27 protein-coding genes are annotated in these 24,222 nt (G+C 46.2%); 21 read left to right on the top strand and 6 right to left on the bottom strand.

Annotated elements, in window-relative coordinates; genetic code table 11:
• From HWN40_RS02145 to HWN40_RS02125, 5 genes are all read left to right on the top strand, one after another.
• A complete protein-coding gene (locus tag HWN40_RS02145; RefSeq protein ID WP_176964215.1) occupies positions 1 to 1,017 on the top strand; it encodes a restriction endonuclease in 1,017 nt (338 codons plus the stop codon).
• Between the two features lie 122 nt (positions 1,018 to 1,139).
• A complete protein-coding gene (locus HWN40_RS02140; protein ID WP_176964214.1) occupies positions 1,140 to 1,349 on the top strand; it encodes a heavy-metal-associated domain-containing protein in 210 nt (69 codons plus the stop codon).
• 35 nt (positions 1,350 to 1,384) lie between these two features.
• Positions 1,385 to 4,159 (top strand): heavy metal translocating P-type ATPase, encoded by a 2,775-nt coding sequence (locus HWN40_RS02135; RefSeq protein ID WP_176964213.1) that lies wholly within the window; start codon positions 1,385 to 1,387, stop codon positions 4,157 to 4,159.
• 23 nt (positions 4,160 to 4,182) lie between these two features.
• The gene (locus HWN40_RS02130) at positions 4,183 to 4,416 is read left to right on the top strand and encodes a hypothetical protein (RefSeq protein WP_176964212.1); all 234 of its coding nucleotides are present in this window, start codon (positions 4,183 to 4,185) and stop codon (positions 4,414 to 4,416) included.
• A 70-nt stretch (positions 4,417 to 4,486) separates the two neighbouring features.
• The gene (locus HWN40_RS02125) at positions 4,487 to 5,053 is read left to right on the top strand and encodes a GNAT family N-acetyltransferase (RefSeq protein WP_176964211.1); all 567 of its coding nucleotides are present in this window, start codon (positions 4,487 to 4,489) and stop codon (positions 5,051 to 5,053) included.
• A 17-nt stretch (positions 5,054 to 5,070) separates the two neighbouring features.
• On the opposite strand, the gene HWN40_RS02120 is transcribed toward HWN40_RS02125, so the two are convergent.
• Together HWN40_RS02120 and HWN40_RS02115 are read right to left on the bottom strand one after the other, a co-directional pair.
• On the bottom strand, positions 5,071 to 6,051 hold the full coding sequence (locus tag HWN40_RS02120; RefSeq protein ID WP_176964210.1) for a radical SAM protein: 981 nt from the start codon (positions 6,049 to 6,051) through the stop codon (positions 5,071 to 5,073).
• A gap of 67 nt (positions 6,052 to 6,118) precedes the next feature.
• Entirely contained in the window at positions 6,119 to 6,970 is an 852-nt protein-coding gene (locus tag HWN40_RS02115; protein WP_176964209.1) for a 4Fe-4S binding protein, read from the bottom strand.
• Between the two features lie 123 nt (positions 6,971 to 7,093).
• On the opposite strand from HWN40_RS02115, the gene HWN40_RS02110 reads away from it, so the two are divergent.
• The 4 genes from HWN40_RS02110 (at position 7,094) to HWN40_RS02095 (ending at position 11,183) form a co-directional block, all read left to right on the top strand.
• Complete coding sequence (locus HWN40_RS02110; RefSeq protein ID WP_176964208.1) at positions 7,094 to 8,254, top strand: Coenzyme F420 hydrogenase/dehydrogenase, beta subunit C-terminal domain; 1,161 nt, start codon at positions 7,094 to 7,096, stop codon at positions 8,252 to 8,254.
• 51 nt (positions 8,255 to 8,305) lie between these two features.
• The gene (locus HWN40_RS02105) at positions 8,306 to 9,121 is read left to right on the top strand and encodes a methyltransferase domain-containing protein (RefSeq protein ID WP_176964207.1); all 816 of its coding nucleotides are present in this window, start codon (positions 8,306 to 8,308) and stop codon (positions 9,119 to 9,121) included.
• Positions 9,122 to 9,261: 140 nt separating this feature from the next.
• Entirely contained in the window at positions 9,262 to 9,867 is a 606-nt protein-coding gene (locus HWN40_RS02100) for a DNA-3-methyladenine glycosylase family protein (protein ID WP_176964206.1), read from the top strand.
• A gap of 95 nt (positions 9,868 to 9,962) precedes the next feature.
• Positions 9,963 to 11,183 (top strand): aldo/keto reductase, encoded by a 1,221-nt coding sequence (locus tag HWN40_RS02095; protein ID WP_176964205.1) that lies wholly within the window; start codon positions 9,963 to 9,965, stop codon positions 11,181 to 11,183.
• Between the two features lie 18 nt (positions 11,184 to 11,201).
• On the opposite strand, the gene HWN40_RS02090 is transcribed toward HWN40_RS02095, so the two are convergent.
• A complete protein-coding gene (locus HWN40_RS02090; RefSeq protein ID WP_176964204.1) occupies positions 11,202 to 11,879 on the bottom strand; it encodes a class I SAM-dependent methyltransferase in 678 nt (225 codons plus the stop codon).
• Positions 11,880 to 11,996: 117 nt separating this feature from the next.
• Here HWN40_RS02090 and HWN40_RS02085 point away from each other — a divergent pair, with 117 nt between their 5' ends.
• Together HWN40_RS02085 and HWN40_RS02080 are read left to right on the top strand one after the other, a co-directional pair.
• On the top strand, positions 11,997 to 12,374 hold the full coding sequence (locus tag HWN40_RS02085; RefSeq protein ID WP_176964203.1) for a YnfA family protein: 378 nt from the start codon (positions 11,997 to 11,999) through the stop codon (positions 12,372 to 12,374).
• On the top strand, positions 12,371 to 12,715 hold the full coding sequence (locus tag HWN40_RS02080; protein ID WP_176964202.1) for a YnfA family protein: 345 nt from the start codon (positions 12,371 to 12,373) through the stop codon (positions 12,713 to 12,715). Before HWN40_RS02085 ends, HWN40_RS02080 begins: the two co-directional genes overlap by 4 nt.
• Positions 12,716 to 12,755: 40 nt before the next feature.
• Here the strand turns inward: HWN40_RS02080 and HWN40_RS02075 are convergent, their stop codons facing one another.
• A complete protein-coding gene (locus HWN40_RS02075) occupies positions 12,756 to 12,971 on the bottom strand; it encodes a hypothetical protein (RefSeq protein ID WP_176964201.1) in 216 nt (71 codons plus the stop codon).
• A gap of 129 nt (positions 12,972 to 13,100) precedes the next feature.
• On the opposite strand from HWN40_RS02075, the gene gatC reads away from it, so the two are divergent.
• The 3 genes from gatC to gatB are packed head-to-tail and all read left to right on the top strand — an operon-like array spanning position 13,101 to position 16,247.
• The gene (gatC, locus tag HWN40_RS02070) at positions 13,101 to 13,382 is read left to right on the top strand and encodes an Asp-tRNA(Asn)/Glu-tRNA(Gln) amidotransferase subunit GatC (protein ID WP_176964200.1); all 282 of its coding nucleotides are present in this window, start codon (positions 13,101 to 13,103) and stop codon (positions 13,380 to 13,382) included.
• Positions 13,383 to 13,392: 10 nt separating this feature from the next.
• A complete protein-coding gene (gatA, locus tag HWN40_RS02065; RefSeq protein WP_176964199.1) occupies positions 13,393 to 14,820 on the top strand; it encodes an Asp-tRNA(Asn)/Glu-tRNA(Gln) amidotransferase subunit GatA in 1,428 nt (475 codons plus the stop codon).
• Positions 14,820 to 16,247, top strand: a complete 1,428-nt coding sequence (gene gatB, locus HWN40_RS02060) for an Asp-tRNA(Asn)/Glu-tRNA(Gln) amidotransferase subunit GatB (RefSeq protein ID WP_176964198.1) — start codon at positions 14,820 to 14,822, stop codon at positions 16,245 to 16,247. The genes gatA and gatB overlap by 1 nt, the downstream gene beginning before the upstream one ends.
• A 40-nt stretch (positions 16,248 to 16,287) precedes the next feature.
• On the opposite strand, the gene HWN40_RS02055 is transcribed toward gatB, so the two are convergent.
• Positions 16,288 to 16,629 carry a winged helix-turn-helix domain-containing protein gene (locus HWN40_RS02055; RefSeq protein WP_176964197.1) on the bottom strand — a complete coding sequence of 114 codons (342 nt, stop codon included), beginning with the start codon at positions 16,627 to 16,629 and terminating at the stop codon, positions 16,288 to 16,290.
• A gap of 217 nt (positions 16,630 to 16,846) precedes the next feature.
• Between HWN40_RS02055 and HWN40_RS02050 the strand changes: the two genes are divergently transcribed.
• The 5 genes from HWN40_RS02050 (at position 16,847) to HWN40_RS02030 (ending at position 20,623) form a co-directional block, all read left to right on the top strand.
• A complete protein-coding gene (locus HWN40_RS02050) occupies positions 16,847 to 16,996 on the top strand; it encodes a 50S ribosomal protein L40e (protein ID WP_176964196.1) in 150 nt (49 codons plus the stop codon).
• 8 nt (positions 16,997 to 17,004) lie between these two features.
• Positions 17,005 to 17,757, top strand: a complete 753-nt coding sequence (locus HWN40_RS02045) for a phosphoglycerol geranylgeranyltransferase (RefSeq protein ID WP_176964195.1) — start codon at positions 17,005 to 17,007, stop codon at positions 17,755 to 17,757.
• Between the two features lie 60 nt (positions 17,758 to 17,817).
• Positions 17,818 to 19,536 (top strand): ATP-binding cassette domain-containing protein, encoded by a 1,719-nt coding sequence (locus HWN40_RS02040; protein ID WP_176964194.1) that lies wholly within the window; start codon positions 17,818 to 17,820, stop codon positions 19,534 to 19,536.
• A 110-nt stretch (positions 19,537 to 19,646) separates the two neighbouring features.
• Positions 19,647 to 19,985 (top strand): phasin family protein, encoded by a 339-nt coding sequence (locus HWN40_RS02035; RefSeq protein WP_176964193.1) that lies wholly within the window; start codon positions 19,647 to 19,649, stop codon positions 19,983 to 19,985.
• Positions 19,986 to 20,146: 161 nt separating this feature from the next.
• The gene (locus HWN40_RS02030; protein ID WP_176964192.1) at positions 20,147 to 20,623 is read left to right on the top strand and encodes a hypothetical protein; all 477 of its coding nucleotides are present in this window, start codon (positions 20,147 to 20,149) and stop codon (positions 20,621 to 20,623) included.
• A gap of 22 nt (positions 20,624 to 20,645) precedes the next feature.
• Here HWN40_RS02030 and HWN40_RS02025 read toward each other — a convergent pair whose 3' ends face one another.
• Positions 20,646 to 20,915: a DUF3303 domain-containing protein gene (locus tag HWN40_RS02025; RefSeq protein WP_176964191.1), complete on the bottom strand. Its 270-nt coding sequence runs from the start codon at positions 20,913 to 20,915 to the stop codon at positions 20,646 to 20,648.
• 206 nt (positions 20,916 to 21,121) lie between these two features.
• Here HWN40_RS02025 and HWN40_RS02020 point away from each other — a divergent pair, with 206 nt between their 5' ends.
• Together HWN40_RS02020 and HWN40_RS02015 are read left to right on the top strand one after the other, a co-directional pair.
• A complete protein-coding gene (locus tag HWN40_RS02020) occupies positions 21,122 to 22,801 on the top strand; it encodes an ABC1 kinase family protein (protein ID WP_176964190.1) in 1,680 nt (559 codons plus the stop codon).
• Positions 22,802 to 22,881: 80 nt separating this feature from the next.
• The gene (locus HWN40_RS02015; protein ID WP_176964189.1) at positions 22,882 to 23,859 is read left to right on the top strand and encodes a DUF128 domain-containing protein; all 978 of its coding nucleotides are present in this window, start codon (positions 22,882 to 22,884) and stop codon (positions 23,857 to 23,859) included.
• The last annotated feature ends 363 nt before the right edge of the window (positions 23,860 to 24,222 follow it).

Raw genomic sequence — 24,222 nt, 5'->3', positions numbered from 1 at the left:
ATGCAGAGCTGGTCGGTTGCACAACTTCAGGAGACGGACCCCTATGAGTTCGAGAAGCTCCTTGCACAGCTTTTCAGAAACATGGGATATCTCGTAGAGGAAACCCAGCTATCGCGGGACAGAGGAATAGACCTTATCATAAGAATCGATCACTTCGGACTCACCCATACATGGATAGTACAGGCCAAAAGATATACGGACTCCGTGGGTGTAAAGGCAATCCGGGAATACAGCAGCCTGAGACACCGTGATCGAGTAGACGGTGTAATCATTGTCACGACATCACATTTTACAAAGGAAGCGCAGGAAGAAGCTGCAGAGCACAATGTAAAGCTCATCGACGGCAACCTGCTTGCCGGAATGCTGAACCATTACCTGCCATCAGGAAATACTGCCGATCAATCTGCCGGAGTTCCGGGAGAGGATGACAGGAAGCCGGAAAGCTCAACTGTTCTGCGGATAGGAGAGGAAATAATTTCCAGAGAAATTGTGAGCCTTGAAAAAGAAAGATATACAATGGTTATCAGCAACAAGAACATTTTTTTCAAAAAAGAGACAAACGGCCTGTTGTCTAAAAAGGAAAGTGTCGAGCTCCGCATCCTGTTGAAAGACCTGATAGGTATCCACGTTGAAAAACAACATCTATTCCTTATAGCAGGCCGAAAGGACCTGACAGTGTACCCGCTATCGGGTAAAAGTAAAGATAAGATAGCCGAAATTCTCGAGAACCTGAGACCGGAATATATCAGGGGAGAACATCTTATCCTGTCATCCAGGAAGAGCTCTTCCATGACGATCCTGACAAACAAAAGACTGGTGCTGCTTGAGATAGGGGATAGCATTACAAAAGAGATTATGCTCTCAAAGATCGTAGAAATGGAAGTTGAGGGAGGTTTCCTTAAAAGAGACAGACTGATGATCTCTGAATCTTCAGCTGGTATGAACAAACATTACCTTGAAGTTGATGATATCCACAGATGGAAAGAAGAGATCGAACAGAATGTGAAGGTGAATTGAGGTTTTCACCCGTCGGCTAAAAACATTAATTGCAAATATTGACGGTAGAGCAGCGGTTAATAATAGTTACTGATACAATACTGATATCAGTAAAACAAAAATGATAACAAGGGAGTATAGATATGACAGAAGATACGATTAGAATAGAAGGAATGGCATGCGGACACTGTCAGGCTACAGTAGACAAGGCAATAAAGTCTGTGAACGGTGTACAGGATGTAAATGTAGATCTTGAGAATAAACAGGCTACAGTTACGTATGATCCTGCAACTGCCAGTCTTGATGAGATTAAATCAGCTGTTTCAAATGCGGGATATACAGTAGTTGAATAAAAGGCAGTCCGATAAAACGGGATTTTGAAGATAATATGCAGACAAAGATCAAAGTTTATGGCATGACATGCATGCACTGCCATAAACGTGTGACAGATGCAATCTCTGCCATAACGGGTGTATCCTCGGTAGAAGTTGATCTTGAGGATGAAAGTGCTGAAGTTGAGTTCGATCCGGATAAGACAGACCTCGAAGAGATAAAGCAGGCTGTTATCGATGCAGGATATGAGGTTGGGGAAGAAGAAAAAGCATGCCCTCTGCCTTTTGAAACCGAGCAGGAAGCCTGCAAAATAATTCCTGATGAGGAACTGGAAGAAACAACTGAGGCAGAACCCGGTCATGTGGAGGATATTGTCTTCAGGGTCTCTGGAATGACATGCGCATCCTGTGCGCAGAACGTAGAGAAAATCCTGAAAAAACAGGCAGGTGTGGTCTCGGCCAGTGTGAACCTGCCAATGTCAAAGGCTGCAATCAGCTATGAGCCTGCTAGTATCAGCCGCGATGAAATGGAGGAAGCCATCGAATCCATTGGCTATCATGTGGTGCACGACAGAACCACACTCGATGTGGGTGGCATGACATGTGCATCCTGTGCCATGAATGTCGAGAAAGTGCTCAAGAGACAGAAAGGAGTGATCTCCGCAAGCGTTAACGTGTCCACGGCAAAGGCGCGTGTTGAGTATAACTCATCCCTGATATCCGTTGAGGACATGATAGCAGCAATCGAGGGGATCGGCTATTCTGCTTCCCTGCCCGTCGGCAGAGAGGAGACAGAGGACAGGGAAAGGAAGGAGAGAGAAGAAGAGATACGCAATCAGAGAAACAATCTCATTATCTCTGCACTTATTGCAGTTCCCATAATGCTGGGAAGCATGAAGGAAGGTTTTCCGGGTCTGCTATGGTTTGTGCCTGATTTTCTCACGAATCAGTACCTGCTCTTCCTTCTGGCAACAATTGTGATAATTTTCCCGGGAAGACAGTTTTTCGTCGGCACCTATCGTGGGCTCAAGCATGGTGTGACCGATATGAACCTGCTGATAGCCACAGGAACAGGAGCAGCTTATGTCATAAGTGTCGCAGCAACCTTTCTTGATCTGGGACCGGGCTATGAGCATCTGTACTACGACACGGCAGTAATGCTTATCACATTCATCGTACTGGGAAGATATCTGGAAGCACGTGCAAAGGGCAGGACATCTGAATCCATCAAGAAGCTCATCGGCCTGCAGGCAAAGACAGCACGCATTATCGTGGGCAATGAGGAAAAGGAAGTCCCGGTGGAGGATGTTGAAGTAGGAGATATCGTCTTTGTCAGACCCGGCGAAAAAGTACCTGTGGATGGTGTGGTGATTGAAGGCTCATCTGCTGTTGACGAGTCCATGATAACCGGTGAAAGCATACCGGTGGAGAAGAAAAAGAACGACGAGGTTATCGGTTCAACCCTAAACAAAAGCGGAGCCATGAAGTTCAGGGCAACCAACGTAGGTGCTGATACCGCACTTGCCAGGATAATCGAGCTTGTTGAGAATGCCCAGAACTCCAAGGCACCCATACAGAGGATTGCGGATGTTGTTGCAGGTCATTTCATCCTTGTAGTACATGTACTTGCACTGCTTGCATTCTTCTTCTGGTACTTCGTAGGATTCGAGGCATACAACGTCCCGGTCAATTCTGGATTGCTCAGTCCGTTCCTTTTTGCGCTGCTAATATCTATTACCGTGCTTGTGATATCATGCCCTTGTGCCGTGGGACTTGCAACACCCGCAGCCATCATGGTAGGTACAGGTAAGGGTGCCGAGAACGGTATACTCATCAAGGGCGGAGAAGCACTTGAGAGAACGTTGAAAGTGGATACTATAGTCTTCGATAAGACCGGGACTCTGACAAAGGGAGAGCCCGAACTTACCGATGTGATCTCCCTTGCGGACGTTGAAGAAGACAGGATACTTGCAATTGCTGCAGGTGCCGAGAAGGGATCCGAGCATCCTCTCGGAGAAGCCATTGTCAGGGGTGCCGAAGAAAGGAATGTTGATATCGCTAATGCAGAGGAATTCAAATCAATCGCAGGCAGAGGCATAGAAGCAAGTGTGGAAGATAGCAGGATACTGCTTGGAACACGCAAGCTCATGGAAGACAATAATATTGACATCTCAGCCGCAGAAAAGAAAATGGAAGATCTGGAGGCACAGGGTAAGACAGCAATGATAGCTGCGAGCGGTGACAGGGTCATAGGTCTTGTTGCGGTTGCGGATACCCTGAAAGAGAACTCAAAAGAGGCTGTGGAAAAAATACGTGATATGGGTATTGAAGTGGTTATGATCACAGGTGACAACCACAGGACAGCCGATGCCATCGCAAATAGTATCGGTATTGAGAGAGTCCTGGCGGAAGTACTGCCCGAGGACAAGGCTGCCGAGATCCTCAAACTGCAGGATGAAGGTCGCATTGTTGCAATGGTAGGCGACGGTATCAATGACGCACCAGCACTTACACAGTCAGATATCGGTATAGCCATGGGAGCGGGCACTGATGTTGCAATGGAATCCGCACAGATCGTACTGATCAAGAACGATCTTCGTGACGTCCTGGCTGCGATCAGGCTCAGCAGACTGACCATGAGCAAGATAAAACAAAACCTGTTCTGGGCTTTCGGCTACAATAGTATAGGAATCCCGATCGCTGCAGGATTGTTTTATCCATTCGTTCACACGATACTGATCACACCCGCTCTTGCTGCGGCATTCATGGCTATGAGTTCCATATCGGTTACCACGAACTCTCTGCTGATGAAGAGGAAGAGTATCAAGTAAAAGGACACAAGGAGGTTAAATATATGAACGAACAAAGTGCAAGCAGAAGAGGTAAGTACGCCCTGATAGCCAGCCTGGCGTCATCCCTTTTACTGGTTATCATTTTTGCAGTACTCTCGGTGTTTGTGAACAGTTCAAGAACCGTACCACTCTACAGCCAGGTAGACATAATCGCAGGTACGATCTTTGTGTTTGTGCTCAGTATGATCGTTTCGGCTTCGATCTGGCCGGGAATAATCGAAAAAAGAATAAGCTGATCTCCGGTTAGGTTCTTATCTGAGGTCTGTTAAATGGGGTATCCCATCAGACCTCATACGGAGAAAGGAAATGATAATAGAGACAGAAGAGTTCACACTAAGACCCTGGGAAGAGAATGATGCCGAAGGGCTTGCTTTTATCGCGAACAACAGAAAGATATCCTGTTATCTGAGGGATGGTTTTCCCCATCCATATACTATGGATGATGCAAAAGGATTCATCTACCTTGCCAGACAGTCTGAGGTGAACTTTACCGGTTTTGCCATCGAAGTTGACGGAATTCTTGCAGGAAGCATCGGAGCATATCCGAAAGAGGATGTACACCGCAAGAGCATGGAGATCGGCTATTTTCTGGGAGAGGATTACTGGGGAAAGGGCATAATGTCAGACATTATCAAATGTATGCTACAATATATTTTTGAGAACTTCGATATTGTCAGGGTCTATGCGGAGCCCTTTGCCAGCAATATCCCTTCAAGAAGGGTGCTCGAGAAAGCGGGATTCAGGCTTGAAGGTGTGCTGAAGAACAGCATCATCAAGGATGATGTGGTGCAGGATAGTTGCATATATGCAATACTCAAAGATGAGTTTGAAGAAAAATACAGCAACCCATGCCCGACCAGAAGTAAGGCATAAATTGATCTTTTAATTGCTTATTCGAGATCCGAATGCGGATTAATATCACAGCCGGTACACGGCAGGCACATGGTTTTGAAAGAATCGGCGCGAAGTCCGTATTCATCCAGTTTTTCCCGGAGAAAATGATTGAGCATAAGCAGTCTCTCAGCAGAGGGACGCTCGACTGTCACCTCTTCCTTGCGCAAGGGATGTTGTGCCGCAGCTCTGAGTATCGGGACAACTCCAATAGATACCAGCTCTTCAATGCCTTTTTTTGCGGATTCGTCTGATTCGCCAAGACCGATTATGAAATTGGAGCAGACCTTATTTTTCCCGAAAATCTCGACACCCTGTCTGAGTGAATCAAGAAGGGATTCAAGGTCCTGATCAGGACAGAGCTTTTCGTGAAGTGGACGGTCCATGGTCTCCACATTATATTTGAGCTCATCGGCACCTGCATCTTTTAGCCTGCGAGTGGAATCCTCGGTGGGGTAGACAGATACGCCAATTGGCACTGAATAGGTCTTCCTGAGCTTTCGGATTAGCTCCACAGCTCTGTCAACTTCCTTCTCGGCAGATATCTCAACGCCTGATGTGATAGAAATTGCATGCATCTTTCCTGTTCTGCTGACATCCCCTATCATTTCAAGCATTTCGTCCATGCTTTTGACCTTACCTTCAAGCTTTGGAACCGGGCAGAACTTGCAGTCAAAAACACACTTCTCGCACATGGTTATGAAAGCCTGTTCCGGGCAATGGATAAGTTCCTCTTCAATATTGCCTCTTGCAATCTCAACATCGCCTTTTCTGATCACCAGCTCGCCGTCTTCCATTTCAGCTTTAAGCGGGGATTTTTCCCTGACAGCCAGACGTACACGGTGGCCTTCTGAATTAAAAAAGAAAGCAACATTGCCTGCCCCGGGACCTGCGGTAGGAATGGTCAGCCGGTGTATGAGGGATGGGTCCATGTTCACGGAACCTATGGATATGAGTTGAGCTTTTGTTTCTGCTTTCATTGGTTCTCCGTTAACAGATGACGCCGTTTTATGTAATTAATTTATGTACGGGCAAATATTGCCGATATTACTCCACCTTTTCCCTGAAATGACCCATGCCACAGCGATCAATGACGTCACCCAGTCTTTCTCCATCAAGTGCGTTCACGCGATAGAAATCAAGTGTTTTTTCAAGAATATCGAATACTGTTTCCTCATTGCCTGTCCTGAGAAGCTCATCACCCATGCGTGGTCTTTTACCTACCTTGCCCCCGACAAATATCGTGTAGCCCTGGTCTTTTATCTGCATGGCATCCTTGCGACAGGCTTCTACACATCGTCCGCATGCAACACATTTATTCATATCAAGATGCAGGGTTTCGTTTTCAATCTTTATGGCAGACATCTCACAGGCATTTTCGCATAGCCTGCACATTATACAATTCTCCCCCACAAAGACAGGTTCTACAAAACCCATGATACCAAAGTCATTTTCCTGAACTTTAAGACATGACGCAGGACAGCCTGTTACTGCTATCTTGAACTTATAGGGAACAGGTTCTGCAAAGTATTCCTCGTCTATTTTTTCGCAGATATCCTGGCAGTCAATCAGACCACGTTTGCATACCCTGTTACCCTGGCATGCAACAACAGCCCTTATCTTTTTTCCTGATGCACCCGGACCGATTCCCGAGGAGTTCATATTATTACTGGCATCTTCTGTGTTATCCAGATGAACAAACGGTATTTCGATTCCCTGACGTGAAGTTATGTGTGCATAACCTTCACCATAGCTGTCAGCTGCATCCGCAACTGCCCTCAGATAATCAGAACTGACATTTCCGCCTGCAGTGTGCAGACGCATGGAGAAATAATCATCCTGTCTCTGGGAAAGGAAACCTTTTTCTTTTAAATAATCTTTATCGGATTTTTTTGCCATGGAAATCTCTCAATGATCATGTTACCAGGGTTGAGTATACTCTCTGAATGATAGAAATTGTTTTCTATTCTGCAATAAGATTTATACCAGGGTCTGCCAATATAGATACAAGGATGATAAATAATGCCAGTTGATCCCATATGTAAGAGAAGGGTACCGGAAGATACCCAGCATTTCAGTAATTATGGCGGAAAGAAGTACTGCTTCTGCTCCCCTGAGTGCAAGACAAAGTTCGATGATCTTGAGAAAAGTGTGATACGTCTGAAAAGATCCATCGGAGAGAAGGAAAGAATATCCTTCGGCAAGCTCAGAAAGGAGATAATCAAGCCCGGCATCTGCACCCTCTGCGGAGCCTGCGCCGCATCCTGTGAATCGATCACCATAGAGGACAGTCAGCCAAAACTTGTGGACAAGTGTACGGCCTGTGGTGTCTGCTATAACCAGTGCCCCAGGACAATTACAACGGAAGAGGGACTCATAGGCAAGATACGCAACGCCTATGCAGCCAGGACAGGCATCAAGGATCTTAAGGGACAGGACGGGGCGGTTGTGACATCCATGCTGGCATATGGTCTTGAGGAAGGGCTGATCGACTGTGCTATCGTGACTGTCAAATCAGAGGAAGAGCCCTGGAAACCGGTACCTATTGTGGCTACAACATACGATGAACTGATAGAATCTACTGGAAGCATATACAGTCACAGCATGACACTGGAAGCCCTGATGAGTGCTGTGAAGCAGGGCATGCGGAGTATTGCTTTTGTGGGAACAAGCTGCAATATCGATGCGGTGTATAAGATGCAGAAGAGTCCCTACGGATTTTTGCACCTTTTCATGCGTGCCAATATTCTGAGACTTGGACTTTTCTGTATGGACACCTTCCATTACGAGGGTATCAGGGAATTTGTGCAGAGCAAGGGCATGCGTCTTGAAGATATAGAATCCATGAAGATACGTAAGGGTATGTTCGAGTTCCAGACAGATGATGAACTTAAGGTCTACGAGCTTGAAGAGCTTGACCAGTACAGAAGCAGCTCATGCAAGTTCTGCACCGACCTTGCGGCTGAGAACGCCGATATCTCATTTGGCGGCGTTGGAACACCAAAGGACTGGACCACGGTGCTGGCACGCAGCGGTATCGGATATGAGATATTCAATGAGGCGGTTGATAGCGGATACATCGAATCCCGGCTGCTAGAGGAAAACGAGATGAAGAACGTACTTAATCTCGCCAAGATGAAGAAGACGCAGATGTATTCGGTTATACGCAGGCAGAATCTCTGAGTTCGAAACAAAACATCTGTATTTTTAAATAAGGTAGCACAATATCCCATCATGCCCTCCCTGAAATCCCATGATTACGTTCACGGCTACTCCGAAAGAGAATCTGCTCGCCTCAATGACCAGGCAAATACACTGGAAGAACTCCTGCACAGCGATACAAAATACTCGCCAGGCAGCGCAGTACTCGAAGCCGGATGCGGCATCGGTGCGCAGACAGTCATTCTCTCGAAGAACAGCCCAAAGGCTAAGATCACATCAATTGATATATCCGAAGAATCCCTGAACCTTGCAAAAGAACGTGCCGCCAGAGATGGAGTCACAAACGTGGAGTTCCGCGTGGAAAACATCTTCGATCTGCCCTTCGAGGATGAGAGTTTCGACCATGTTTTCGTCTGCTTCGTACTCGAACACCTCAAGGAGCCTGTCAAAGCACTGGCAAGCCTGCGTCGAGTACTCAAAAAGGGAGGGACAATCACAGTTATCGAAGGCGACCACGGCTCATGTTTCTTCCACCCTGAGACCGAGGATGCGGTAAAGGCCTGGAACAGCCTTATCGAGGTGCAGGCAAGGCTCGGCGGAGATTCACTCATTGGTAGGCAGGTCTATCCGCTTCTCAAAAAAGCAGGGTTTTCAGATATTAGAGTCTCACCCCGCATGGTCTATAGTGATTCCAGCAGGCCTCATATGGAGGAAGGTTTTGTTAGAAGGACCATAATCCCTATGGTTGAAGGTGTCAGGGAGAGTGCTATCGAGATGGGAATCATTGATGTGGAGACATTTGACAGGGGAATTGAGGATCTGCACAGGACGGCAGGGGAGTACGGGACATTCAATTATATGTTCTTTAAGGGTGTGGGGAGGAAATAAATGTTGCATACTACAGGAAACTGCTGTCTTAAATAGAAAGATAAGTATCAACCGGAAGTATTCGGATTAGATTTTCTATGCGAAAATAAGCAAGATACTTTTTTTAAGATGCCGGAACAACAACTCACAAGGAAAGTAACATGCATATTTTCAGGTACGGGCAAAAGGAGCTGAAGTATCTAAAAGAAAGGGACAAAGCACTTGGTTCTGTAATCGGGCGTATCGGGATGTTGCAATTCGAAGTGATACCAGACATATTCGCAGGGCTTGTAAGAAGCATAGTGTTCCAGCAGATATCCATCAAAGCAGCTACCTCGATCTGGAATAGAATGCTTGGACATTTCAAGGAGATCAGCCCGGAAAGAATTTCTTCTGCAACAATTGAAGAAATCCAAAACTGCGGCTTGTCAGCACGTAAAGCAATATCCATCAAAGAAATTGCTATGGCTGAGATGCAGGGAGAGCTGAATCTGTCGGAATTACGTAACCTTTCTGACGAGGAAGTTATCAGACGCCTTTCAGCACTGAGAGGTATAGGTGTCTGGACAGCGGAGATGGTCCTGATCTTTTCAATGGAGCGTCCTGATGTGGTCAGTTGGAGTGATCTTGGCATCCGTCAGGGAATGATGAGATTATATGGACTGAAAACACTGACAAAAGAGCAGTTTGAAAAGTACAGGAAACGCTATTCTCCTTACGGATCGATCGCATCATTGTATCTTTGGAGATTACCTCCTGACCTATAAAGCTAATAATTCAAGACAAATTGATAATCCCTATATGCCTCGAAGCATAATATTTGAACGATCAGTCGAATACAATATACCTGGAGAAAGATTAAATGCTCTACAGGGAAGTGCCAAAAAGCGGGGATAAACTTTCAATACTTGGCTTCGGGGCCATGAGGCTTCCAGAAAAGAATAGTGGTATCGATCACGAGAAGGCCACCACTCTGATCCGTCATGCCATCGATAACGGGGTAAACTATATCGATACTGCATGGACCTACCACGGTGAGGAAAGTGAAAAATTCCTTGGAGACGCTCTGGCAGACGGTTACAGGGAGAAGGTCAGGATTGCCACAAAAATGCCTCACTGGCTTGTCAGCAGCCGGCAGGATATGGACAGGTTCCTTGAATTGCAGCTGGAGAGACTGCGTACCGATAACATTGACTACTATCTTATCCATTCACTGACAGCCAGTGGATGGAGAGAGATTAAAGACAAAGGAGTGCTGGAATTCGTTGATGCGGCAAAGAAAGACGGTCGCATTAGAAATGCCGGTTTTTCCTTCCATGACAACACAGAGGTTTTCAAAGAGATTGTGGATTCCTATGACTGGGACATCTGCCTGATACAATACAACTACCTTGACGAAAATCACCAGGCAGGAACAGAAGGCCTGAAATACGCTGCTGAAAAAGATATCGGAGTCATCGTAATGGAACCCCTGCGCGGAGGAAGCCTTGCCACAAACATTCCGCCCGAGGTAGAAAGAATCTGGGATGAGGCGACTATCAAGAGAAATCCTGCAGAATGGGGACTACGCTGGATATGGAACCATCCTGAGGTTACTGTGGTCCTCTCAGGGATGAGCGATATCTCACAGCTTGATGAGAATATCCGGACGGCATCTGAAGCCTTTCCTGACTCACTGACCGAGGATGAACTCAATACTGTCCGAAGGGCTGCAAAAAAGTACAAAGAATTAGTGACCATTCCCTGTACAGGTTGCAATTATTGCATGCCATGTCCTGTGGGAGTCGATATTCCCGGATGTTTTGACCTGTATAACAGCGGTGAAATATTCGGACATAATGATAGCAGCGCCAAACACAGGTATCTCCTGTACCAGATGGGCATCCTCGGGGAGAGATCATCCGCCTCACTTTGTGTCAGCTGCGGGAAATGTGTGGAAAAGTGCCCCCAGCAAATCGACATTCCCGGGAAGATGAAAGAGGTGGAGGCTCAGTTCGAGCGGCCTGTGGTAAAGCTCAAGGCTTCGGCCATGAGGCGTATCCTGCCGGTCTTCAGGCGAGTTGGTTTCTTAAAATATCGATAGGCAGGAAACGGGATAATCTCAGACTTTCCGGCCTACTACAATAAACCCGTTAATCCGATTCCCCGTCCTCGTCACAAAAGTATCCCTTTTGAAGAAATCAACCTCAAAGCTGTTCTCAACCAATAGCAACACCAGCTCCTTCTCAGTGAAGTGATGGGCGATATAGGCAATCTCCCCGGCCTCCTTGTCATAAGCAATAATCGAACCCTCCTCCTTTGTCACGGGCAGGTCATTGATATAGCGTTCGCGATATATCTTAGAATGCCAGGTCTGACCAAAATCTGCCAGGTAAAGATGTCCTTCTGGTTTCAGGACCCTGCAAGCTTCCCGAATTATCCTGACTCGTCCCTCTTTTGAGGTAACGGTTGTCAGGAAAGCCTGCATGATTGCCATGTCGAATGTAGCATCAGAGAAAGGTAAATTTGTGGCATCGCTTCGAGTGAATAACGGATTTTGCAGGAATTTCTCAGATTTGCAAGAATATAGTGCTATCTTCAGAGCTTCTGCATTGATGTCCACCCCTGTTAATGAAAAACCACGCGATGCCAGTGGAATTGTAACTTTACCGGTACCGCAGCCAATATCCAGCACACGGCAGCCGGGAGTAGTATACTTGTAGAGAACAGGATCAAGCTCTATGGTAGTGGGAATATCCTCTGCCTTTATTCCTGACCATGAATTGGATCGGTTTTCCATTTAAGTCTCCGGGATAATTTCATTTACTTTGCTTATTAACACTATTGGAACGCCGGGACGGTATTAAACTATGCCGTGAAGCAAAGATTTATAGTGTTCACGTCGAGAACTGATATCATGGTCCGTATAGAAACAAGCTGCATCTCAAAAAAGAGATGTTTCATCTACACCATTCTTCTCTTCATCCTCGCCGGTATCTTTGAGATAGGAGGCGGATACCTCGTCTGGCTATGGATACGGGAGAACAGGGACATCACCTATGCACTACTCGGAGCTGTTGTCCTTTTTCTATATGGTATCGTGCCAACATTCCAGCCTGCCCACTTCCACAGGATATACGCAACCTACGGAGGTATATTTGTAGTTATGTCACTTTTGTGGGGGTGGGTATTTGACAGGATACCACCGGATATCTATGATATCATAGGCTGTATGATCATCCTGATAGGTGTCGGCATCATCTTCTACTGGCCACGGGAAGGTGAGGAGGAATGAGCGAGGATATAGTCTCATTCGCACTGGCATCCCTGGGATTGTTCTTCCTTGCAGCCCTTTTTGAGATTGGCGGAGGTTATCTTGTCTGGCTGTGGCTGCGGGAGAAAAGGGGTCTCATGTTCGGCCTGCTGGGCGGACTTGTGCTTGCCATCTATGGGGTCATCCCGACCTTCCAGCCAGTCCACTTCGGCAGGGTATATGCTGCATATGGCGGGATATTCATAGTCTCATCACTCATCTGGGGCAAGTTCGTGGACAGGACCGAGCCGGACAGGTATGAGATAATCGGTGCGTTAATCGCGCTTATCGGAGTGCTGATCATGTTCTATGTGCCAAGGTAGGGCATCCATTTAAGAAATGCCACTATGCGGTTGAATGCTTTTACTTTTTATTCCTGGTAAGTTCCTGCTCTGCCTTAAACCTGCATTCCTTCATTACAGGCTCAGAGATTATTACCTTCACCAGGAGGAAAGCCAGAGGAAGGATGATCATGTCATCAAGTATTCTCCTGTATGACGGACTGTGCCGCCTTCGGCGGGTGGTCGCATTGCTCTTGGTTTGCCGGCTGTTCTTACCGGAATTATTACATCTTCGCATCCTGGAGTTGGCTATATATCCAGGATTTCTACGGAACCCCTTAAACCAACATTTTTAATATAATCGTCTGCTTTTCTAAGCTTAAATATTGACACCTAACAATCTTATTTCATATTTGAGGAACTTACGATGATCACTAAAGAAGAAGTAGAACACGTAGGCTGGCTCGCACGTATCGAGATAGACGAGAAGGAATCGGATGAGTATGCTGAGAAGCTCAATTCCGTACTGGACTATTTCGGACAGCTTGACGAGGTCGATACCGAAGACGTGCCCCCCACCTATCATGTAATGGATGTTGTAAACGTATTCAGGGAAGACGAAGTGAAAGAATCCATGCCACAGGAAGTCGTGCTCGCAAACACCGAACACAAGAAGGAAGGCAACTTCAAGTCCCCGAAGATCATGTGAGGTGGCATAAATGGTAGCATGGACAGACATTACAGGAATCAGACAGAAGATCGCGGAAAGCTCTGCAGAAGAGGTTACTGCCTCATACCTTGAAAAAATAGACAACAGCTGCGTCAACGGTTTTGTTACCACCTGGGACAAGGCACTGGAAACGGCAAAAAGCATAGATAAAGAAGGTCAGGACGGACCACTTGCCGGCGTACCCATTGCCATCAAGGACAATATTTCCACAAACGGCCTATCAACCACATGTTCATCTAAAATACTACAGGGATATGTTCCACCATACGATGCACATGTAATAGAGAAGCTCAGGGCAGCAGGTGCTGTGATACTCGGTAAAACAAACATGGACGAGTTCGCCATGGGAACATCCACAGAATCCAGCTACTACGGAGCCACCCTCAATCCCTGGGATACGGACAGGGTACCAGGAGGATCATCAGGAGGAAGTGCCGCTGTGGTTGCTGCTGGTGAGGTTCCGGTCTCACTTGGTTCGGACACCGGTGGCTCGGTCAGATGTCCCGCAGCCTTCTGTGGTGTTGTCGGACTGAAACCAACCTACGGATGCATTTCAAGGTTCGGACTGATCTCCTACGCCAATTCCCTGGAACAGATAGGACCCCTGGCAACCAGTGTTGCTGACATTGCAACACTTATGGACGTGGTTGCGGGATACGATGCAAGGGACAGTACATCCATCAACAGGGAGAACAGCTACAGCGATTCCATCAAGGACGATGTAGACGGCCTTAAAATAGGTGTTCCGGAAGAGTACTTCGGAGAAGGAATCGACGAGGGTGTCGAAAAAACTGTATGGGATGCCATTGCAAAATACGAGGATATGGGAGCATCCTGGCAGAAGGTATCAATGCCACACACAAAATACGCACTTGCAGCTTACTATATCATAGCCATGAGCGAGGCATCATCAAACCTTGCACGTTTTGACGGTACAAGATACGGATTCCGTGCCGATGGTGACAACTGGCATGTGATGGCCTCAAAGACCAGGGCTGAAGGGTTCGGCGACGAGGTCAAGCGCAGGATACTGCTCGGAACATATGCACTCTCCGCAGGTTACCATGACAAGTACTACCTCAAAGCACTCAAGGTCAGGACACTTGTGAAGCAGGACTTTGACAAAGCACTGTCAGAAGTAGATGTGCTCATGGGACCGACAATGCCTACACCTGCATTTAAGATAGGAGAGAAAATAGATGATCCGCTTTCACTCTATCTTGCGGATGTCAACACCGTACCGATCAATCTTGCAGGCGTGCCATCCATATCAGTTCCATGCGGATTTGCCGACAAAATGCCAGTAGGATTACAGATTATAGGAAAGCACTTTGACGAGAACACAATTCTCAGAGCGGCTTACAGCTTCGAGCAGAATACCGATCATCACACCAAGAGACCCGGGGAGGTGGCATAATGGTTTACGAGAATCCCGATGGTGTCAAAATAGGACTTGAAGTACACGTTCAGCTGAACAAGCTCAAAACCAAGCTGTTCTGTGGCTGTTCCACCGATTACCATAGCGACGAACCTAACACCCATGTATGTCCCGTGTGCCTCGGACTTCCTGGTTCACTGCCTGTGATAAATGAGAAGGCTGTGGAGGCTGCCATAAAGATAGGACTGGCCTTAAATTGTAGTATCGTCGAGCAGACCCAGTTCCACAGGAAGAACTACTACTATCCCGACCTTCCCAAGGGTTTCCAGACAACCCAGTATGATTACCCCATTGCAGGTACCGGAAAGGTTGTGATCGAGGGAGAGGACGGAGAGCGTGTTATCGGAATTACACGTGCGCACATGGAAGAAGATCCAGGCAGATTGCAGCATATCGGTACTATTGAGAGGTCAAAGGGTACACATATTAACTACAACCGTTCCGGTATGACACTTATCGAGATCGTCAGCGAACCTGATATGAGAAGTCCCAAGGAAGCCAGACGCTACCTGGACAAGCTCAGGAGCATACTGGACTACCTGGATGTTTTCGACGGTGATCTTGAAGGTGCCATGAGAGTGGATGCCAACGTTTCTGTCTTTGGCGGACAGCGTGTTGAAGTCAAGAACATATCTTCGTTCAAAGGTGCCGAGAGGGCGCTGCTCTATGAGATCATGAGACAGAAGAACCATGTCAGACGTGGCGGTGAGATCGTCATGGAAACAAGGCACTTTGACGAGGCAAGGGGTGTCACGATTTCCATGCGTACCAAGGAAGAAGAGCACGATTACCGCTACTTCCCCGAACCTGACCTGGTACCACTGAGGGTTGCCGACAGAGCACCTGAGATCAAAAAAGCACTTCCGGAGCTTCCCGATGCAAAGCGTGAGCGCTTCCTGGAACAGTACGAGATGTCAGGTATGCATGCGAGGGCACTCACCACCGAGATCAAAGTGGCCAACTTCTACGAAGACGTCGCCTCACAGGTCAGTCCAAAAGATGCATCCGTCTGGGTTGCCGACATCCTCAAGGGTGAACTGAACTACCGTGACCTCGGGATCGATGCCTTCACTATTGAGGATATAGTTGAGATAATACAGCTCGTTACAGAGAATAAGATCACCGAGCAGAGTGGTGTTGAGATCATACGCACCATCCTTGACCACGGAGGCAAACCACAGGATATTGTCAAAGAAAAGGGGCTGCTCAAAGTTGAAGACGATATCGTTGCAAAGGCAGTGGAAGAAGCCATCAGCGAGAATCCTGAAGCTGTTGAGGACTATCTTGGTGGAAAGGAAAAGTCCCTGAACTTCATTGTGGGCAAGGTCATGCAGAAGACAAAAGGACGTGCCGATGCCCGTGAAGCAAGGGAGCAGCTAATTGAGAAGATAAAAGAACAGAATTGAGGAGGAGATTTTGCTCCTCTTTTGCTTTTTTTACTTAGATTTATAAGTGCTTTGATTCTACATTCTCAAGGAAAGCCTCACCGCGTGGCGTCAGATAATACTCGTAGGTGCCGTCCTTTTCCTCTTTTTCGATGTAGAGAGTGTCTTCAAGCATGCGCAGGTCAAATGTTGCATGCATGTCGTCAAGCTGGAACTCCTCTTTTATCTGGTCGAACCTCATTCTGCCCTCACCAAGTCGCCTGAGTATGCCCCTTCGGACAGGATGCTGGAGCGCCTCGAGTCCTGCACGATGATCTTCAGTTGGATTTGCCTTGAGCTTTCCCTCTTTCTTCGCCTTCTCGTACCATTCCTGTCTTTTTTTCATCAGATCTTCATCAGCCATGGTAATCAATCATTATTAATAATTATATTATTAAATAGGCTTTGCTTGGAAGGTGATATACACCCGTCACAAACTCCCATATATTATGGGAACCTGCAGGTACTTTAATCTTTCAGGGGAGAGCCGTTTTTTGCCAAAACAATTATATGTTTTGAACATAATGTAAGCAGCCTACCATTATTCTAATTAATCACATTACAATAATCAGGTGAAGATCATGGGAAGATTTCCAGAAGCTGAAGAAAGAATACTCAACAAGAAAGTATGTATGAAATGCAATGCACGTAATGCAGTCCGTGCAACCAGATGCAGAAAGTGCAACAACAAAACCCTTCGTCCTAAATCCAAGGAATCCAGAGGCGGCTGATCCTGTTCATGCAAGTGGAAGAGTACCTCAATGATATCGCAGAACGCGAGGGTACAGTTCACTTGACACTTATCGACCCCGCATCCCAGTCTCCCGATGAGGCGGCAGAGATTGCCTTTGCTGCATCACAGGGTGGCACGGATGCGATCATGGTCGGTGGTTCCACAGGAGCCGGAGGCGTGCTGCTGGACCAGACGCTTATCAAAATCAAAGAGCAGACAGACAAACCAACAATACTTTTTCCCGGAAATGCAGCAGGTGTCAGCCGTTATGCTGACGCTATTTTTTTCATGAGCCTGCTGAATTCCAGGGACATCAGTTTCGTTACTACTAATCAGGCAATGGGAGCTCCGGTTGTGTACAGGAGCGGCATAGAACCCATCTCCATGGCATACCTCATAGTAGAACCCGGAGGAACCGTTGGCTGGGTAGGGGATGCAAAGCTCATTCCGAAAAATAAAGCCGATATCGCAGTGGCCTATGCGCTTGCCGGCAAATACCTGGGAATGCACTACACATACCTTGAAGCAGGTTCCGGTGCCGATGAAGCGGTCAGACCTGAGATGATAGCTGCTGTGAAGCATGTCCTTGGTGACAATAAACTCATAGTCGGCGGAGGCATACGTGACGGAGCTGCTGCAAAGAAATGCGCTCTTGCAGGAGCGGACATGATAGTCACTGGCACAGTTGTCGAGAAAAACTCAAAAGCCACTTACGTCACTTCAAAGATAGAAGAGCTCGTATCGGCCATCAAGAACTGAAGCGACAAATCTCAGTTTTCCTTTTTACATATTTTCATCATCCGATCAGAGGTTTTGACAATGCTTGATGTATCCGACATCACAAAGGAATATGAGTTCAACAACGAGAAAAAACGTGTTCTGGATGACATAAGTTTCAGCGTTGCCGATGGAGAGATACTTGGTATCACAGGAAAGAGTGGAAGCGGAAAAACCACCCTTCTCAAGATACTCCGCGGAATAGAGAGTTTCGATGAAGGTTCCTTCAGGCTTGAAGAACTGGAAATCACTCCAGACTCGGGAAAAGATACTATCAGGTCTCTTCAACTGAGTACTGCGATCCACCTGCAGCGAAACTTCGGACTATGGAACGGACCTGCCATTGATAATATCATACGCAGACTCAATATTCAGTATTCAGGGGACGAAGGGCTTCCAGAGCCGGATTCACTCTATTATGACGAGATGTATGAAGAAGCCATGGAATACATCAGGCTCGTCGGTCTTGAGGACAAGGCACTGCATTCTTCAAACCTTCTGAGCGGCGGTGAGAAGCAGAGACTTATCATGGCCCGCCAGCTTGCCGCAAAACCCAAACTGCTGCTACTGGATGAACCTGTTACCATGACAGGACCGGGCACCAAGCAGGAAATACTTGATGTTATAAAGAATATCAAAGGCAAACTCAATATACCTATTATAGTAGTATCCCACCTTCCCGAAGTCCACCTGTATATCTCGGACAGGGTGGCATATCTGGAAGACGGCAGGCTTGTTGAGACAGGTGAGCCTGAAAAGATCTTGAAGCACTTCCTGAAAGACCTTGATGAGCAGGTCAAATTACCACAGCTTCAGCAGAAAGAAGCTGTTATAAAGGTGAGGAATCTCTCAAACCGTTTTTCATTGCTGAGGGTCGGCGAGGTACTCAAATTCGAGAATGTCTCTCTTGACATAAACCGTGGTGAGATCACCGCACTGATAGGACAGTCCGGTGCCGGCAAGACAACACTGATGAAGATGATAGAAGGCCTGAGAACACCAAAAGAAGGGGATATCAGCTACCTGCATGAAGGCGAGTGGCTGAACATCCTTGAGTTCACAAGACAACGTCTTGATCTGCGCAAGAAGATAAGTATCATGCACCAGGAGTTTACCCTTTCTCCCCATTCAACCGTCAGGGAGCAAATGGCTTTCAGGCTGAGACTGAAGGGAGAAAAGTCCCTTGACTTCGCAAGGAAAAAAGCAGCAGAACTGGGAATCTCAGAAGAGGTGCTTGATACCCTTTACAGCCTCCCGGACATGTCAGAGGATGAGAAAGACAAGATCATGCATCAGATCAATATGAGTCCGGATGTCTATGCACTGCTGTTCCCGCTCATAACAAAAACTGATGTAGATGAGCATGCAGAGAAGGTTTTCGATGCCCTTGATCTGCCAATGGAAGTCCTCGATAAAACTCCCTACCAGATAAGCGGCGGGGAGCACGTACGCGCATATATTGCCCTCGCACTTGCGACGGATCCTGAGATACTCCTGCTTGACGAACCCTTCGGAGACCTTGATCCGGTAACTCTCAGGGATGTTACAAATTCCCTCAAAAGAATTAATGAGATCTTCGGAACCACGATTGTTCTGGTGAGCCACCACATGGACTTTGTCAGAGAAGTTGCACATAGAGCAATACTTCTTGACAAAGGCAAAATTATAATGGACGGGAAACCAGAAAAAGTCTGTGACAGGCTGATCGAGATGAGCCATGCAAGCTACCTTGAACATGATATTCGGGAACTTGCAGCCTGATATTTAGTTATCAGGCCACCCAGTTACTTTTTTCTGTATTTTTTTGGACCGCAGGAAATGGAATAAGGTATTTATTAATCCACCTCCAATTTATAAACGGAGGTTTGCATTTGAGACAAATAACAGAGATATGGAAAAAGGCTGGCTTGTTTGGCATTGGTATGTGGGCACTTACAGAGGAAAAGCTCCAGGACATTACCGATGAGCTAATAGAAAACGGTGAGATGCAAAAGGAAGAAGGTAAAAAGTTTGTACGCGACCTCATGGATGAACAGAAGAAACAAAAACAGGAAATGGAAAACAAGATATCTGCGAAGGTACAGGAAACCGTTGACAGAGCGGATCTGGCAAGCAAAAGCGAAGTTGACGAACTCAAGGAAATGATAAGATCCCTGGAAAGCAAGATAGATAACCTGAAGAGTGAAGAAGAGGAAGAGAAAGACCTTTAAAATCCTTTTCGGGGAATGGGGGAATATTTACGGGTTTAAAGAAAGGAGAAAATTTTGTTTTAGGTCTGGCAAAACTGGTCTATTCCTTTACCCAGAGTGATCAGGAATACAGTTCTGAAGACAGCAAGATAACCGAATGGAGTATCCGGCCCGAAGACCCGGTGGCCGGGGACGTATTAAGGATCCAGGGAAAGACAGAACCAAACATTGTTACCGATGTCTCGGTCTCGTTCTCCAGGTCAGTTGAAGTCAATAATGGAAGTTATGAGTACAGCTTTGAGAACCTGCCGATACCGAAGGGAAAAAATCGTTTTGATGTAAGATCCAGTCCGGTGAAGAATCTCAATTTCATTGTCAGGATGTTCGTTGATTTCAAACGAAGTTTTGATTCCAGCAGCGGGGTCGCAAAATTCACAGATGAGAATGTACCGCCTGGAAAATATGATATTGTCATCAACGGTGAAGCAGCGGACGGTGAAGATAAAGTAAAACTAGAGTTCACAGCCATACAGACAATGAAGTCTGACAGTGAAGGGAACTTCGATTTCAACTATGAAACAAACGCGCTTCCTGAAGGTGATTTTACAATCAACATCGGAAGTGAGGAAAAAAAAGTAACGTTAAGACAGGTAAGTTAACCTGTCAGACAGAGAGAAAATTTTACATACTCTTCTTAGACATTAACTTAATAAAGTCAGTTGATTCCATTACCGGGCAACTCTCGATCAGACATATGTCAGACCATGGAAGGTTGAACTCCGCAAATGCCTGCGGGTCGTCCGTCTCATAGAGAATGAAATACCGTCCGCCTGAAATGTCTACCCACTGATTGATAATGTTCACACCTGCCGGTGGTCTCAGCTCTTTAAAATGTTCAATGACCTTATCGCTGTTTTCAGGTTGCCATGTGCTTATATCCAAAAATAACATCTTATCACTCCTTTCTTAATGGTAGGCAGAGCATATACTTTACAGCTTACACCCAACTCCACCTAGTATAATTTTGCAATGGTAATTATTTAACAATTTCCCCGATTATACTCCTTTGATAATCTGAACGACAGTTTAATGATGATATTCCAACAAAAATAAGCATATAAAACAAGAATGTAGTTTTAAGGAATCCTCTGTAAACCATGCTAACCCGCAGACTGCACAGATATTCAATGATCAAAAGATATGGAAAGATCGTTGATACACTGATAATATATGAATTCGGACATATTGCTGACAGACTGAAAATCAACCAGTTCAGGCCTCTGAGTTCAAGGTTCAAAAAAAGAGAGCAAAAAATGGATGGTGTGATATCCCATCCAAAAAGGGTCAGGATGGTACTTGAAGAGCTCGGACCCACTTATGTCAAGCTCGGACAGATATTGAGCATGCGGCATGACCTCATACCTCCGGAGTATATAGAAGAATTTTCCGGCTTACAGGATGAGGTACAACCTTTTAGTTACAGGGAAGTCCGAGAAGTAATTCGGGAGGAGCTGGGCGCCGATATTGAAGAACTTTACATGCATTTTGAAGAGATACCAATTGCTGCAGCCTCCATAGGACAGGTCCATCGTGCAAAACTAAAAAACGGAGATGAGGTGGTTGTAAAGGTCCAGAGACCGGGAATAAAGAAAACTATCGAAGCCGATCTGGATATAATGTACAGCCTTGCCGGCTTTGCAGAAGAACATATGCCCGAATCCAGGCTCTACAGGCCTGTGGAGATTGTGGAAGAGTTCGAGCGTTCCATCCACGACGAAATGGATTACACACAGGAAGGCAGAAATGCCGAACGCTTTGCCAATAATTTCACTGAAGATCCACACATATACATACCCGGAGTCTACTGGGACCATACCAGCATGAAAGTCCTGACACTGGAATATATCGACGGTGTCAAAAGCACATTATATGATGATACTGTGGGTACAGGCCCCGACAAGAAACAGATAGCGAATATTGTCATCGAGGCCTTTATGAGACAGGTTTACGAACACGGTTTTTTCCATGCTGACCTGCATTCGGGAAATGTGTTCATAATGAAGAACGGCAAAATAGCCCTTCTTGATTTCGGTATGATAGGATTCCTTTCATCCGACACAAGGAATCTGCTTGTCGATGAGCTCGTTGCCATAACCAGGAGCGATACTCAGCTATACATTGAGATTCTAAGGGACTTTGGCTCCATCGGGGAAGATGTTGATATACAGTCTTTGAAAATCGACATCGAACAGATACTCTATAAGTATTACGGCAGATCCGTAAAACAACTGGACACGGTGTCCATACTCGAAGAAATGATAAGTATACTCCGTAAACACAATGTCCGTGTACCTCCCAACGTTGCCCTGCTCTCAAAGGGAGCAATGACCGTGGAAGGATTTGGAGCCCTGATGGACCCGGAGGTAAACATGGCAGCAATTGCCGAACCCTTTGCCACAAGGGCAATCAAGAACCGCTTCAGATTGAAGAATCTTGCAGGGGGAGTATACCGGGATGCCTATAACTGGTCAAGGGTCCTGCATCGTGCACCTCTGAAACTGTCCCATATACTGGATATAGCCGAAAGAGGATATTTGAAACTGCGCTTTGACCCCCATGGTTTTGACAGGATCGTGGCCGAGATCGATGTTGCAAGCAACCGCCTTTCCTTCAGTCTTATAATATCTGCCATAATCGTCGGTTCGTCACTTATCATCCAGACAGGCCAGGGACCCTACATATGGGGCATGCCAAGTCTGGGAGTCATTGGCTTTGTAATGGCCGGTCTGCTGGGGATGTGGCTTGTAGTATATATACTCAGAACCGGGAAGATTTGAAAGCATACATACAACTTAAATAAAGACACCACCTATAATCAGAGTTGTTCAGACAAGAATATCCTAGAATGGTGTGAAAAATGACGGACCCTAATGTTGAAAGAAAACTCGTGGAAATAATGCGCATCATAAGTGAAAGTGATAAACCGGTAGGTGCACGTCTTATAGCTGACGAGATGCACAACCGTGGTTATGCAATAGGTGAGCGAGCCGTCAGATACCATTTGCGGATACTTGATGAAAGAGGATTCACTGAAAAACACGGATACATCGGCCGAACGATAACAGAGCGTGGGAAAAAAGAGCTCAGTGACGCACTGGTCAGCGACAGGCTTGGTTTTATCATCACCAAGATAGAGGAGCTGATCTATAGAACCGATTATGACCTGGACAGCGGCAAGGGTAACGTTATCGTGAACATCAGTTACATTGACAAGGATGATTATGACAATGCTGCTGATGTCATAAGATATGCCATGGCCCACGGAGCATCCATCAGTCCCAAAGTAGGAGTACTTGAAGAAGAATCAGACGACTACGATATCTACATCCCTGAAGGGAAAATTGCTTTAGCAACAGTATGCAGTATTACTTTTGACGGGCTTTTGCTGAAGAACGGGATCCCCACAATGCCGGCATTCGGCGGACTGATGCAGATGGAAAACTATGAACCCGAAGGATTTGTAGATCTGATATCCTATAGCGGAACTTCCATTGATCCCATAAAGATATTCCTCAGGAGAAAATCCACGTCTATTCTGAAGTCCATTGATACAGGTAGCGGTTACATGCTTGCGAATATGCGGGAGATACCTGCATCCGCTGCCAAGAGAGCGGAAATCGTCATCGAAAGAGCGAAAAAAGATGATATTGGCGGAAACATCTGTATAGGAGATTCCGGCGAGGATGTCCTCTATGCACCGGTTCAGAGAGGTAAGGTCGGTATTCCGGTCATGGTGGGAATCAATGCCGTGGCAGCAGTTGAGGAAGCCGGCATTCAGATAGACACACATCCCGTATCCACCGTAATGGAATACAAAAAGATGAAGATACTCTGATAGAGGCAAGCTTACTCAATGTATCTAAAGATGGTTTACTGCCCTTTTTCTTAGTTCACTGCTTCCCACTTAAGGCTTCTCCGACTACTTACTGCAATCAGCATCCTGGCTGTATTTAGCATCTCTTATGCCTCAACCTCTTGAACTGGTACCAGCAACTGCCAAAAAATAGAGCTTGTTTATATATGATGAAAGTAAAAATATATAAAGTGTATATTTTGTCTTATTTTAATGTAATTTTGACCCGCAAGAAGACCTACTTTTAAACTAAAATTTAACACTTGTGCACACATTAGTCATATTTGCACTAAGTTGCCGTAATGTTTAAATATTATTAAGTCTACACATAGCATCCGTGTTCCT

The organism is Methanolobus zinderi, assembly GCF_013388255.1.
GTDB classification, from domain to species: domain Archaea; phylum Halobacteriota; class Methanosarcinia; order Methanosarcinales; family Methanosarcinaceae; genus Methanolobus; species Methanolobus zinderi.
Note: the sequence above shows the minus strand (reverse complement) of the source record. Positions and strands in the feature narration are given on the sequence as shown.